The following is a 13,115-nucleotide window of genomic DNA, read 5'->3' on the forward strand; positions in this document are numbered from 1 at the left end:
TGAACAAACAAAACAATAATTAATAAAAGGCTATAAATCAAAAAACTTCAGCTATTCCTCTTCGCTGTTTTAACTTTTTAGTATCTTTGCCACTCGAAAACTGACTGTTTGGAATGAAAATCTCGAAAAAAAGATATTTGCAAGGTTTTTGTCTCGTGGTAGTGGCTCTGGCCATGCTGCGGTGCATGCACCCCTCTATAGCCGGACAGGATGGTGGCCCGCAGGCCGTGGCTCAACCGGTGCTACCGGCCGATACCGACTCCGTGGCCGCCGGGGGTGATGCTGATGTCCGTGCGTCTGTTCCCATGACTGCTTTGGCCAAAGACTCCGCCATGCCGCTGCCTGAAGGGGTGAAGTCGCTCTTTTTCAAGGCCGACGGCACGCCGGTCAAGAACCGCATTTACAGCGTGCCCAACTTCGGTCGGGCTTTTCCTGACCAAAATGACGTACAGCTGGTGGCGGCACAGAAGTGGGGCGTTACGCCCGTTGCCGACCGTTCGGAGGCCGAAAGTCGGAAGGCCGAGCTGGTATATGTGGGCGGAAATCCTTACTTCTACATCGACCGCCTGCACAGCAGTATCCCGTATCTGGTGCCCCGTGCCTCCGTACTTTTGCAGGACATAGGGCGTAACTTCTTCGACAGCCTGCAGGTAAAGGGCGTACCGCTGCACAAGATTATAGTGACCAGCGTCATGCGCAGCAAGAACGACGTGCAGAAACTGCGCAGCCACAACGGCAACGCCACGCAGAACAGCTGCCACCTTTACGGCACTACATTCGACGTTTGCTACAATCGCTACAAGACGGTTGAGGCTCCCGGCGAGGAGCGGAGGCAGGTTCGCAACGACACCTTGAAGTGGGTATTGAGCGAGGTGCTGAACGACATGCGCGAACAGAACCGCTGCTACGTGAAGTATGAAGTGCACCAAGGCTGCTTCCACATCACCGTGCGGTAACGTACTCGCATCTTCTTCCTTATTCTGTTACCTGTAACTGCTATCCGTTGTTAAGTCAACAACGGTGCAAGAGGCCGGCACCTGCAACTTTTGACAGGTGTCGAACCATCGTGCGACAAGTGTCGAATATATGTGCGACAAGTGTCGAAAGTTCCCGAAGGATATTTCCAAGCACCTGGATTCACATTTTCGGCACCCCGGTTTTCGTGTTTTTCAAAAATAAAGCATGCCTGTTCAGCATGCTTGAAGTTAGGAGAAGACACGGTACTGTTTACTTCATGTCGAATTCGTCGACGGGGGAGATGGCGTGGCCGGCCATGTCGTAGGTGCGCATCTTGTCCTTTTGGGTGATGATTATTCTGTTGTTCTTTATCTCTATCTTGTATCCTTCGCCCACTTTACTCACTTCCTGCGTTTTTGTATCTATGCACCACAGCTGCCGCCCGTCCTGCTGATAGTCGGAAGCCATGCTGCGGCGGTCGACTGTTACGAAGAGATAGCGCCCCCGTTCTCCCAGGAAAGTGGAGATAATCTTGTCGTATCCCTCGCTGGCAAAGTTGATGTCGTCGGTCTTGTCTCTGATAACATCCAGTCTGTACAGGCGGTTCTGGTTCGTGAAATAGAGGCAATGGCGCGGGCTGTCCGTGTATCTGGCTATCAGCGCAGCACCTTTGGGCAGCTTGCCGGCGGCAGCCTTCACCCTGTTGGCAATGGGAGTTTGGGCCAAAGTGCAGGTGGCAATGATGCAGCAAACTGCGAGTAGCAGAGATTTCTTTATGTTTCTAATCATTTGTATATGAGATGTTTGTGTTTGAAAGTTTAAGGTAAAGACTGAAGAGTGCGGCGTTTGATTTGGCAGATGCCTAATTTGTGGGCAACTCCCTTGCTGTTCAGCGAACGGATAATGTATATGCCTTCGGGCAGACTGCGTACATCGGCCGTTCTGCCCTGATAGCTCCGGGATGCAACGATGCTGCCCTGGAGCGTCTCGATGGTGATGAGGTCGGCATCCATATTTTCGCTTTTGGCAGGCAGCTCCACGCGCTGGCCGTCGCATTTCAAGATGTTTCGGCCCGCTGCCGTGGTGGCTTTGGCTGGGCGGGCGAGCTGGGTGGCCGGGCTCTCGTTGCCAAAGCGGTCGGTGGTTGTAACGGCATAATAACGCGTTCCGTCGTATTCGGGAATCCGGATTGCGCATTGAAGCATCCGTATGCGTACCAGATTGCGCGCGTCGGCGGTATTTACCGGGTAGGCCGTACTGCTGTACACGTTGTACGAGAGGGAACCTTGGTGGCCCAAGGATTGGGCAGGCAGCCAGCTCAACAGGGTGCCTTCGGCTTTCAGCTGTCCAGGAGCTGTAGGGGCGGTGGCATGTTCCCACGTCATGGGTGGTACCAAGGCAGGGTAGGGAGTGAACTCTCTTAAAGCGAAATCGTAGATGCCCTTGGTGTTGTCGGTAAAGAATTTGCTCCGGAAATAGGCGTGGCCGAGCCTGTAACGGCGCAGTACCTTCATCTCTCTGGTAATGATACCGAGTGGCCAGTTCTTCTCTTGCGGCGACAGGAAGTAGATGCCGAGGCCGGGAACTACAATCCTGCCGTGGGAAGACTCGGCCCAGTCGATGGCAAAGGGATAGAACTGCTCGCCCTGAAAGTACATCATCGGGAAGATTTCGTCCATCAATCCGTCGCGCAGCCAGCCCTGCACGTCCTGGCAAACTCTGGCGTAGGCATTCCATCCGTGGCTCCAGTAACGGCTCAGGTCGCTGAACTTTCCTACGGGCGAACAGCTAATCTTAACCCACGGCTTCAGGGCTTTTACCTTGCGGTGTATGTCCTCCACTATCCTTGTTATATTACGTCGGCCCTCTTGGGCGCCCACTTTGATGTTCCAGGTCTCGGGATATCGGATGTAGTCCAGGTGTATGCCGTCGATATCGTAGTTGCGGGTAATCTCCTGGCAGATGTCGGCCAGATAGGCTCCTGTTTGCGGATTTTCGGGATTCATGTATCCTTCGGCGCCTATCTTTCGTATCAGTCCGGGCAGCTTCTTGCGCAGCCGGCTGCATCCCAAGGCGTTCCATTTGCCAACGGGCATGGTCACCACCCAGGCGTGCAGCTCCATGCCGCGTTTGTGGCACTCGTCAATGGCAAACTGTAAAGCATCGTATCCGGGGCTTTTACCTGGGAAACCGCTGAGGCATCCGTCCCAAGGCTCGTAGGCGGAGGGATAGATGACGGTGCCGCGAATACGTGTCTGGATGAGCACGGTGTTGATGCCAGCCTTCTGGAGTTTGTCAAGTATATTTCTCAGTTCATCTTTCTGCTTCTCTGCAGAGTATGAGCTTTGTGCATAGGAGTGCGGCCAGTCCAGTCCGCCAATGGTAGTAAGCCATACGGCGCGTACTTCGTACTTTGGTGGAAGTGGATTTTGAGCATGCAACCGGCATGCCGTAAAAAGGAGAGATAAAACTGTTAAGAAACGATATAGCGGTTTCATTCGTTCAAATAATATCTAATTAATTGGCACAAAGGTACGGATATTTTTTTGCATTTCAAATAAATTGCCTTATCTTTGCAAGTAAGAAATAAAATACAACATGATATTATGATATCTTTTACTATCGCCCTTTTGGCTCTGATTGTTGGTTATCTGCTCTATGGTAAATTTGTAGAACGAATCTTCGGGCCTGATGACAGGCCGACACCGGCCGTGGCCATGGCCGACGGTGTTGACTATATAGTCATGCCGAGTTGGAAAGTATTCATGATTCAGTTCCTTAACATAGCAGGAACCGGCCCCATCTTCGGTGCCATCATGGGTGCATGGTATGGTCCGTCGGCCTATCTGTGGATAGTGCTTGGTTGTATTTTTGCGGGTGCGGTGCACGATTATTTCAGCGGAATGCTCAGCATCCGTCATGGCGGAGCGAACCTTCCGGAGCTGGTTGGCGACTATCTGGGCGCACGGGCAAAGAAAGTGATGCTCGTGTTCTCGGTTTTCCTGCTGATAATGGTGGGCGTCGTGTTTGTCTACAGCCCTGCACTTATCTTAAAAGATTATTATTGGACGCCATTGGTTTGGGTCATCCTGATTTTTGTCTATTATGTCTTGGCAACCATGCTGCCCATAGACAAGATAATCGGTAAGTTCTATCCGATATTCGCTTTCGCACTGCTTTTCATGGCTGTAGCCCTCATGGTGATGCTCTTTGTGAAGATGCCGGATATTCCGGAGGTGTGGAGCGACCTCGATGCAGCCAATTTGAACGAACCGCAAAGCCTGCTTGGTACTGACTCTTTCTTTGCACAAAATCCGCTGTTTCCCTGTTTGTTCATCACGATAGCCTGCGGTGCAATCAGCGGTTTCCATGCTACGCAGAGCCCGCTGATGGCTCGCTGCGTGAACCATGAGAAGATGGGGCGTCCCATCTTCTATGGAGCCATGATAACCGAAGGCCTTGTCGCGCTGATTTGGGCCACGGTTTCTTCCTACTTCTTTTATTATGGTGGTTGGAAAGAATGTGTTGACGCCGCAACTGTTAACCAGTTCCTGGCTCAGGCCAACACCGAAGGAGGCAAGAGCTTGATACAATTCTTCTCGGCTCCCAATGTGGTGGAGAAGGTTTGTACGGGCTGGCTCGGGTTCTTCGGAGGCTTGTTGGCCGTGTTTGGTGTTGTGGCCGCGCCCATCACCAGCGGCGATACGGCTTTCCGTTCGGCACGGCTCATCATCGCCGAAGCCTTGCATCTGGAGCAGAAGTCAGTCCTCAAGCGTTTCTATATCGCCATTCCGATGTTTGCCGTGGCCATTGGTTTGCTGGTTTGGCAGATGAACGATCCCAATGGCTTCAATGTTATCTGGCAGTGGTTCGGATGGAGCAACCAGACCTTGGCTGTGTTTACGCTGTGGACTATCACCGTTTATCTGGTGCAGCAGCATAAGGCTTTCTGGGTTACACTGGTGCCGGCGCTGTTCATGACGACTGTATGTTCAACCTATTTGTTTGTCAGCAAGCAGGCTTTCGGCCTCGAACATACCACTGCCTACATCCTTGGCGGATGCTGCCTGGCAGTGGCCTGCGTGTGGTTTCTGGCCTGGTATCTCAAACAGATGAAGACAAGTAAGTAATTAATTATATGTATCATTCAAGTAGAAAGTAAGTTTATGAAAAAGTTTTTAATGATGATTGCAGCGCTGATGATGACCATCTCTGCGAGTGCACAGTTCGAAGAAGGCAAGGTTTATGTAGGAGCTTCGCTTACGGGGCTCAACCTGAGCTACAACGGAACAGATGATTTGAATTTGGGAGTGGAAGCCAAAGCCGGTTATCTCTTTACGGACAACTGGATGATAACAGGCCAGGCATCGCTGCAGCACAGCAGTAATGACGCTGTGGCCGACCGTTACTCCCTTGGTGTTGGCGGCCGATATTATATCATCCAGAATGGTTTGTACCTGGGAGCGGGCTGTAAGCTCATTCACGCCAACCACAGTTACAACGACGTCATGCCGGGTGTAGAGGTTGGCTACGCCTTCTTTTTGAGCCGTACTGTAACGGTGGAGCCGTCTATCTACTACGACCAGTCGTTCAAAGACCATTCCAACTATTCAACGATTGGCCTGAAGATAGGTATTGGAGTTTATCTTTAATGGAACAGCAATATCCCTCATTGCTGCTTGAAAAAGCCGTTAATGAGTTTGCGAAATTACCGGGAATAGGACGCAAGACAGCCTTGCGTCTTGTTCTCTTTTTGCTTCGGCAGTCGAATGAGGAGGTCGAAGGCTTCGCACAGGCTGTTTCCACCATGAAGAGAGAGATTAAGCACTGCAAGGTTTGCCATAACATCAGCGATACCGAGATTTGCCCCATCTGCGCTGATTCGCACCGCGACGGCAGTACCATTTGCGTAGTAGAGAACATACAGGACGTAATGGCGGTGGAGAATACGCAGCAGTTTCATGGCCTTTACCATGTACTGGGAGGCATCATCTCGCCGATGGACGGCATTGGTCCGGCCGATCTGGAAATCGACTCGCTTGTGCAGCGGGTGGAGGAAGGCGGCATCAACGAGGTGATACTCGCCCTTAGCTCAACGATGGAGGGCGATACCACCAACTTCTATATCTCCCGAAAGCTGCAGCCCACGGGCGTCAACGTGAGCGTTATTGCCCGGGGCATCTCCGTTGGGGATGAACTGGAATACACGGATGAGGTGACTTTGGGCCGTTCGATACTGAACCGAACCCCTTTCCAGAACTGACCGAAACCGATAAATGCCCATTCCAACCTATTTGATATGAAACGAATACAGACTATATTGACCTTAGAGTTCTGGCTGCCGGTGGCCTTGTCGCTCATCATTGTCGTTCTCTATGAGACGGAATGGCTTGCAGATGGCGTGTGGGCAACCGATAAAAGCCTGGAGTTTGTTATCGCCACGGTGATGGAATTATTAACCATCTGCCTCATTCCGCTGGCTTTGCGGCTGTTCAAGTTCAAGCACATTCACCGTCAATTGCATCAAGCGCCCGAGGACGTGCGCTGGAGCAGTCTGCTGCGTTACGGCTCGCTGCGGCTCAACATGCTGTGCCTGCCGTTGCTGGTTAATACCTTATTATATTATCTCTTTATGAATGTGGCCTTTGGGTACATGGCTATTATTCTGCTGCTTTGCTTGTTCTTCGTATATCCTTCTATGGCAAGGTGTGTAGACGACACCTTGGCAGAAAATTAAGAAACAGGTGAAACTCTCCGTCGTCATTGTCAGCTATAACGTCAAAGATTACCTGGAACAGTGTCTGCAGGCGCTCTGCAGGGCACTGCAAGGCATTGATGCCGAGGTGTTTGTAGTCGACAATCACTCCAAAGACGGCTCCGCAGCCTACATACAGGAACGCTTCCGGCAGGTAAAAGTCATCAGCTGCAACCACAACTTAGGCTTTGCCAGGGCCAATAACATAGCCATCAGGCAGTGTGCGGGCGAGTATGTACTGCTCTTGAACCCTGATACCGTGGTGGGAGAACATACGTTGCGGGATGTCATCAGCGTGATGGACGGCCGACAGCAGATAGGAGCAGCAGGCGTATGTATGCTGCATGCCGACGGCAGCAAGGCGATGGAGTCGCGCAGGGGCATCCCTTCGCCCATGACGGCCTTCTACAAGATGTGCGGTCTTTGTGCCCGTTATCCCCGTCATCGCAGGTTCGCGCGCTACTACATGAGCTACCTTCCGTGGGACAAAGCAGCCAGAATAGAAGTCGTGAGCGGCGCTTTCTGCTTGTTCAGGCATCAGGTAATAGCCCAAATCGGCAACTTGGACGAGGATTTCTTCATGTACGGCGAGGACATTGATTTCTCTTACCGGCTCCTGAAAGCCGGATGGGAGAACTGGTATGTGCCCTCGCACATTCTCCATTACAAGGGCGAGAGCACGCAGAAGAGTTCGTTCCGGTATGTGCATGTGTTTTATGAGGCCATGTTCATCTTCTTTCGCAAGCACTACGGGGGCATGTCGGTCCTGCTCAGCCTGCCCATCAAGACGGCCATCTTTGTCAAGGCGTCGTCGGCTTTCATCGGTATGGGCTTGTATCGGATGAGACGCATGCTCGGATTTAGCGGCAAGCGACGCGAGCCGGAACCGCAATATGTCTTCATGGGCAGCAAGGAGTCGCTGGAGCAATGCAGGCAGATAGCTGTCCGCCGCGGGTTGAATGCCGTGTACATGGAAGGCAGCAAGGCTGCTCTTCCGGCCGGGCATCTCGGTCGGATATCACCAGACAAAGCACGGACTACCACCTACGTTGTCTATGATGTGGCCTCGTATGCCTACGAAGACATCTTCGCTATCTTCAGCCAACAGCCGGACAAGAACGTCCGGATGGGCTTTTTTGACAATCAGACAAACAAGATTATAACAGGAGAAGAGGTATGGACATGAGTTTACCCAAAGTAATCATACGGGCAATGGAGCCGGAAGATCTGGACATGCTCTACCAGATAGAGAACAACAACAAGCTGTGGGGGGTCGGAACAACGAACGTTCCCTATTCTCGTTACGCCCTCCATGACTATATAGCCAATGCTTCGAGCGACATCTATACCGACAAGCAGGTGCGCTTCATGATTGACAACGAGCAGGGAGAGACGCTGGGCATAGCCGATGTTGTGAACTTCGACCCTCAGCATCTGCGTGCCGAGATAGGCATAGTGATAGTAAACCAGTATCGGGGCAGGGGCTATGCCGCCGCAACACTTAGCCTGCTCAAGGAATATGCCAAAGTAGTTTTGCACCTGCATCAGATTTATGCCGTGGTCGATGAGAACAACCAGGACTCCATCCGATTGTTTGACAGAGCCGGCTTCAGCAGTACAGCCGAACTCAAGGATTGGCTTTTCGACGGAGAAGAGTATCATGGCGCCATTATGATGCAAACTTTTTTGTAAAAAAGTGCTTGCTACTTTTGGCAGAAAGGAAAAAAGTAGTTACCTTTGCAACCGCAAATAAGAAACCGGCCTTACTGGGTGCGTTAGTTCAGTTGGTTAGAATGCCTGCCTGTCACGCAGGAGGTCACGAGTCCGAGTCTCGTACGCACCGCCGTTAAAGGAGTGTTGGGGTGAGTTTGGAATTTGCAACTGGTGCGTTAGTTCAGTTGGTTAGAATGCCTGCCTGTCACGCAGGAGGTCACGAGTCCGAGTCTCGTACGCACCGCAGAAGCCTTCAGATTGATTTCTGGAGGCTTTTTTCGTGCCCCTTTCTTACCTCCGGTTGCGTTATTGATGATGCCGAAAAACGGGATGTCCGTATAGCTTCGGGAACTTTCGACACTTGTGGCACGGATATGCGACAGCTGTCGAGCAATCTTGTGACAAGTGTCGAAAGTTCACGTTTGCGGTCTTTGGCACCGCGAAATCTCCCGTGCGGTTACCTTGCGGGCGTGCAGTGTCCGCAAGGCATGCTGTATTCGGTTTAGCCGAGCACAACGTCGAGCACCATCATCAGCACAAAGCCAATGGCAAATCCGATGGTTGAAAGGTTGCTGTGTTCACCTTCCGATGCCTCCGGAATTAGTTCCTCAATCACCACATAGAGCATGGCGCCTGCTGCAAAGCTAAGCAGATAGGGCAGGATAGGGGTCATGAAGGAGGCCAGCAGAATGACCAGTGCGGCGCCTATAGGTTCTACGGCTCCGCTCAGTGTGCCCATCGTAAAGGACTTCAGCTTGCTGCCGCCGGCTGCCTTCATAGGCATGGAGATGATGGCTCCCTCGGGTATGTTCTGTATAGCTATGCCCAAGCTCATCGCCATGGCTGCAGCAGCCGATATCCATTCGCCTCCCTGCAGCGCGCCTGCTATGACAACGCCCACTGCCATGCCTTCCGGAAAATTGTGGATGGTAACGGCCAGGCTGAGCATGGCGGTGCGAGAGAGGTGCGACTTGATGCCTTCGGGATGGTCGGAACCTACGTGGATATGGGGTGTAAGCGAGTCGATGAGCAGCAGGAAGGCCATACCAGCCAGCAAACCGATGGCTGCCGGAACAACGGCAGCCTTGCCCCAGTGGGCTGTCATATCCATGCTTGGTATGAGCAGCGACCATACGGAGGCCGCTACCATTACGCCCGAGGCGAAACCTAAGAGTGTTTTCTGCAGGCGATCGGGCATTTCGTCTTTCATGAAGAACACGAATGCCGAACCCAGTGTCGTTCCCAGAAACGGGATGAGGATTGCTAATATAACGCCGTTATTCATGTTTTATATTTCTTTATCAATGCAATAATCGGCTGCAAAGTTACTGAAAAAAATCATTCCGCCAACAATTTGGAAGGCTGAATCAACGTGGCAGCTGTTATGCCCACGGCCGGAACAGGCGCCGACCGACTGAAGGATGAGTCTTTGCGGGCAGGTTTGGCCGGAATATCAAACCGGGCATAAGACCGAAGTTAGCTTGAACAGAGGGTGTGCTGACGGACATTTAACCTACGTTAACTGCTTTCGGACACATTTGTTATCATCGACCCATTTAGGCAAGGGTAACTTTGCAGGCATATTTTTATTTCAGTCAGAATAAGTTATGATAGAGAACAAGATGTTTTGTTTCCAGTGTCAGGAAACTGCCCAGGGTACAGGCTGTACCGTCAAGGGCGTGTGTGGCAAGAATGCAGAAACCAACCGCTGGATGGATTTGCTGCTGAGTGTCGTGAGAGGAGTAGGCATCATAGCCGATGCTCTGCGTAACAAGGGAGTCGAGACGCCGCAGTATGCAGGCGACTACATTGTTGATGCGCTCTTTGCGACCATTACCAATGCCAACTTCGACGACCAGTCTATATTAAATAAGGTAGATGAGGGCGTGAAGTTGAAGAGGTTGCTGCTTGACATGGCAGCCGAACATCACGTGCAGTTGCCCGATTACCAGGAAGTGAAGTGGGGCGGCGAGAAGGCTGACTACCTGCAGGAAGGCGAACGCGAGGGCGTTTTAAGGAACGCCGACGAAGATTTACGCTCGCTGAAAGAACTCACCGTTCTGGGCCTGAAAGGCATGGCGGCGTATTATGACCATGCAGCAAGGCTGGGAGAGCGGCAAGACAGCATCATCGCTTTTATGGAGCATGCGCTCGCAGTCATCTCCAATCCGGATGCGGACATGCAGACCTTGCTCGATACCGTGCTGGAGACGGGCAAGTATGGCGTAGAGGCAATGGCCCTGCTCGATAAGGCCAACACGGGTGCTTATGGCAATCCGGAACTTACAAAGGTAAATATAGGCGTAGGAAAGAACCCCGGAATCCTGATTTCAGGCCACGACCTGAAGGATATGGAAGACTTGCTAAAGCAGACCGAAGGAACGGGCGTAGACGTGTACACACACGGAGAAATGTTGCCGGCACATTACTATCCGCAGCTCAAGAAATACAAGCATCTGGTTGGAAACTATGGCAATGCTTGGTGGAAACAGAAAGAAGAGTTCGATAAGTTTAACGGTCCCATCGTCTTTACAACCAACTGTATAGTTCCGCCAAAGCCCAATGCCAGCTATGCCGGCCGTGTGTTTACGAGCAACTCCACAGGTTTCCCGGGATGGAAGCATATCGAGACGGGTGCCGACGGCCACAAGGATTTCTCGGAAGTGATAGCCCTTGCCAAGACCTGCCGCGCTCCCGAAGAGATAGAGCAAGGCGAAATAGTAGGCGGATTTGCGCATGCACAGGTCTTTGCACTTGCCGACAAGATAGTAGAAGCAGTAAAGGCAGGCGCCATACGCAAGTTCGTTGTCATGAGCGGATGCGACGGCAGGATGAAGAGTCGTAGCTATTACACCGACTTCGCGAAAGCTTTGCCCCGTGACGTGGTTATCTTGACCAGCGGCTGTGCTAAGTATAAGTACAACAAACTGAATTTAGGAGACATTGGAGGCATACCCCGTGTGCTCGATGCCGGCCAGTGCAACGACTCCTACAGCTGGGCAGTAGTGGCGCTGAAGCTGAAGGAAATCTTCGGTGCCAACGACATTAACGACTTGCCCATAGCGTTTAACATCGCCTGGTATGAGCAGAAAGCCGTCATTGTATTGCTGGCTCTGCTTAGCCTGGGCATCAAGAACATTCACATAGGGCCCACGTTGCCGGCCTTTGTTTCACCCAATGTACTGAAAGTGTTGGCAGATAATTTCGGGTTGGGCGGTATCACCACCGTTGAAGAAGACCTGAAGCTGCTGGTAGGCTAAGAGCTCCGCAGCAGGCTGGAAGTAAGGAAGTCTCTCGCCGTTCGCGTGGGGCTTCCTTTTGTTTTGATGGTGTTGGCAGCGCCTGTAACGCGAGTTTGCCCGGCATTCTCTTGCCGGTGCATAACCTGCTGTGTACCAGAGGCTTTCCCAGAGCTATGCTTCAAGGCCCTTGAAGGTATGCTTCGGCGGCCTTGAATGTGCCCTTCAAGCCTCTTGAAGCATAGCTCCGGGAAAGTTGGTTGCCGAAGGCGGCGGTGTGGCAACCGGTATCCGGTGCGGGCGTATGACCCTCCGCCGTTCCCGTTAAGGCGTGGACGAAAGTGTGGGAGCAAACGGAATTGTAGGCCGCTGATGTGGAAAAAGTGAAAGAGAATTCATCTTCAAGCGAATAATTTTGTAACTTTGCAGCTATGAAAGAAGTGAAAATAAAAGACTCCGCCTTGCAGCAGGCTGCCGCAAAAGGCATGGACGAGTTCGTCCAGGTGTTTGTCGATGCTATCTATGAGGCCATTGGCGGCGAGCTGAATGCCGACACCATGACCCAGCTGAATGCCGACCAGCTAACGCTCCTGGGCTATCATGCGCTGCGCGAGGAGGTGATGGACGGCGGCTTCGTGCAGCTGATACACAACGGCTGGGGCGAGTTCATCTACCTGAACCCCTTTGCCAAGGCCGTGCGTGCATGGGGATTGCAGGACTTGTACAGGCTAATCAGCAAGAGCCACATCTACTTTGCCCGCCATCATGAGGACATCGAGAAGGATTGCTCGGACGAAGAATTCATGGCGCTCTTTGAGAAATACCCCGAATTTGATGATTTCGACGACGCTTTCGTTGAGGGTGAAGAGCGCTATACCGAACAGATAGCCCACTATATCGATGAACACATCGACAGTTTTGCTACAATCGAGAAGTAAAAAACATAAGGTACAAAGCCAATGAACAAGAACGGACAGGATGCTCGCAGGCAGAACTCGGTCCAGATAAGGAACAAGAAAGCCGCCTTCGAGTATTTTTTTGTAGATACATATACGGCCGGCATCGTGCTCACCGGTACGGAGATAAAGTCTATCCGGGCCGGCAAGGCGTCGCTGGTAGACTCCTATTGCTATATAGAAAAAGGTGAGATATGGGTTAGGAACATGAACATCAGCCCCTATTTCTACGGCTCCTATGCCAACCACGAGGCCAAGCGCGACCGCAAACTGCTGCTCACCAAACGCGAGATACGCCGCTTGCAGGAGGACTCCAAGGACGTGGGCTTCACCATTGTGCCAACTCTCGTCTTCATAGACGAGCACGGCAGGGCGAAGGTTAACGTGGCTCTGGCCCGTGGAAAGAAGGAGTTCGACAAGCGGCAGACGCTGAAGGAGAAAGAAGACCGGCGCGAAATGGACAGGGCCGTGAAGCGTTTTTGATGGCCGGTGGAT

General features: G+C 52.1%; 13 protein-coding genes and 2 tRNA genes. 12 read left to right on the forward strand and 3 right to left on the reverse strand.

Annotation, left to right across the window (positions count from 1 at the left end):
* Positions 1–113 precede the first annotated feature (113 nt).
* Positions 114–956, forward strand: a complete 843-nt coding sequence (locus BMW31_RS07220; RefSeq protein WP_091823308.1) for a DUF5715 family protein — start codon at positions 114–116, stop codon at positions 954–956.
* Positions 957–1,227: 271 nt separating this feature from the next.
* Here BMW31_RS07220 and BMW31_RS07225 read toward each other — a convergent pair whose 3' ends face one another.
* A complete protein-coding gene (locus BMW31_RS07225) occupies positions 1,228–1,746 on the reverse strand; it encodes a hypothetical protein (protein ID WP_143049171.1) in 519 nt (172 codons plus the stop codon).
* A gap of 29 nt (positions 1,747–1,775) precedes the next feature.
* On the reverse strand, positions 1,776–3,455 hold the full coding sequence (locus tag BMW31_RS07230; RefSeq protein ID WP_091823314.1) for a glycoside hydrolase family 10-like protein: 1,680 nt from the start codon (positions 3,453–3,455) through the stop codon (positions 1,776–1,778).
* A gap of 108 nt (positions 3,456–3,563) precedes the next feature.
* Between BMW31_RS07230 and BMW31_RS07235 the strand changes: the two genes are divergently transcribed.
* The 8 genes from BMW31_RS07235 (at position 3,564) to BMW31_RS07270 (ending at position 8,669) form a co-directional block, all read left to right on the forward strand.
* On the forward strand, positions 3,564–5,087 hold the full coding sequence (locus BMW31_RS07235) for a carbon starvation CstA family protein (RefSeq protein ID WP_091823317.1): 1,524 nt from the start codon (positions 3,564–3,566) through the stop codon (positions 5,085–5,087).
* A 36-nt stretch (positions 5,088–5,123) separates the two neighbouring features.
* Positions 5,124–5,609 (forward strand): outer membrane beta-barrel protein, encoded by a 486-nt coding sequence (locus BMW31_RS07240; RefSeq protein WP_091823320.1) that lies wholly within the window; start codon positions 5,124–5,126, stop codon positions 5,607–5,609.
* Positions 5,609–6,220 carry a recombination mediator RecR gene (gene recR, locus BMW31_RS07245; protein WP_091823322.1) on the forward strand — a complete coding sequence of 204 codons (612 nt, stop codon included), beginning with the start codon at positions 5,609–5,611 and terminating at the stop codon, positions 6,218–6,220. The genes BMW31_RS07240 and recR overlap by 1 nt, the downstream gene beginning before the upstream one ends.
* Positions 6,221–6,256: 36 nt before the next feature.
* On the forward strand, positions 6,257–6,694 hold the full coding sequence (locus BMW31_RS07250; protein WP_091823325.1) for a hypothetical protein: 438 nt from the start codon (positions 6,257–6,259) through the stop codon (positions 6,692–6,694).
* Between the two features lie 7 nt (positions 6,695–6,701).
* Positions 6,702–7,898, forward strand: a complete 1,197-nt coding sequence (locus BMW31_RS07255) for a glycosyltransferase family 2 protein (protein WP_091823328.1) — start codon at positions 6,702–6,704, stop codon at positions 7,896–7,898.
* Positions 7,895–8,404: a GNAT family N-acetyltransferase gene (locus tag BMW31_RS07260; RefSeq protein WP_091823562.1), complete on the forward strand. Its 510-nt coding sequence runs from the start codon at positions 7,895–7,897 to the stop codon at positions 8,402–8,404. Before BMW31_RS07255 ends, BMW31_RS07260 begins: the two co-directional genes overlap by 4 nt.
* Before the next feature lie 77 nt (positions 8,405–8,481).
* A tRNA-Asp gene (locus BMW31_RS07265) sits at positions 8,482–8,555 on the forward strand.
* Between the two features lie 40 nt (positions 8,556–8,595).
* Positions 8,596–8,669, forward strand: a tRNA-Asp gene (locus BMW31_RS07270).
* A 258-nt stretch (positions 8,670–8,927) separates the two neighbouring features.
* On the opposite strand, the gene BMW31_RS07275 is transcribed toward BMW31_RS07270, so the two are convergent.
* Entirely contained in the window at positions 8,928–9,710 is a 783-nt protein-coding gene (locus BMW31_RS07275) for a ZIP family metal transporter (protein WP_091823331.1), read from the reverse strand.
* Between the two features lie 322 nt (positions 9,711–10,032).
* Between BMW31_RS07275 and hcp the strand changes: the two genes are divergently transcribed.
* From hcp to smpB, 3 genes are all read left to right on the forward strand, one after another.
* Entirely contained in the window at positions 10,033–11,685 is a 1,653-nt protein-coding gene (gene hcp, locus BMW31_RS07280) for a hydroxylamine reductase (RefSeq protein ID WP_091823334.1), read from the forward strand.
* Positions 11,686–12,095: 410 nt separating this feature from the next.
* Positions 12,096–12,602 (forward strand): DMP19 family protein, encoded by a 507-nt coding sequence (locus tag BMW31_RS07285; RefSeq protein ID WP_091823337.1) that lies wholly within the window; start codon positions 12,096–12,098, stop codon positions 12,600–12,602.
* Between the two features lie 21 nt (positions 12,603–12,623).
* A complete protein-coding gene (gene smpB, locus BMW31_RS07290) occupies positions 12,624–13,103 on the forward strand; it encodes an SsrA-binding protein SmpB (protein WP_091823340.1) in 480 nt (159 codons plus the stop codon).
* The last annotated feature ends 12 nt before the right edge of the window (positions 13,104–13,115 follow it).

Source organism: Prevotella sp. kh1p2 (assembly GCF_900111525.1).
GTDB lineage: Bacteria > Bacteroidota > Bacteroidia > Bacteroidales > Bacteroidaceae > Prevotella.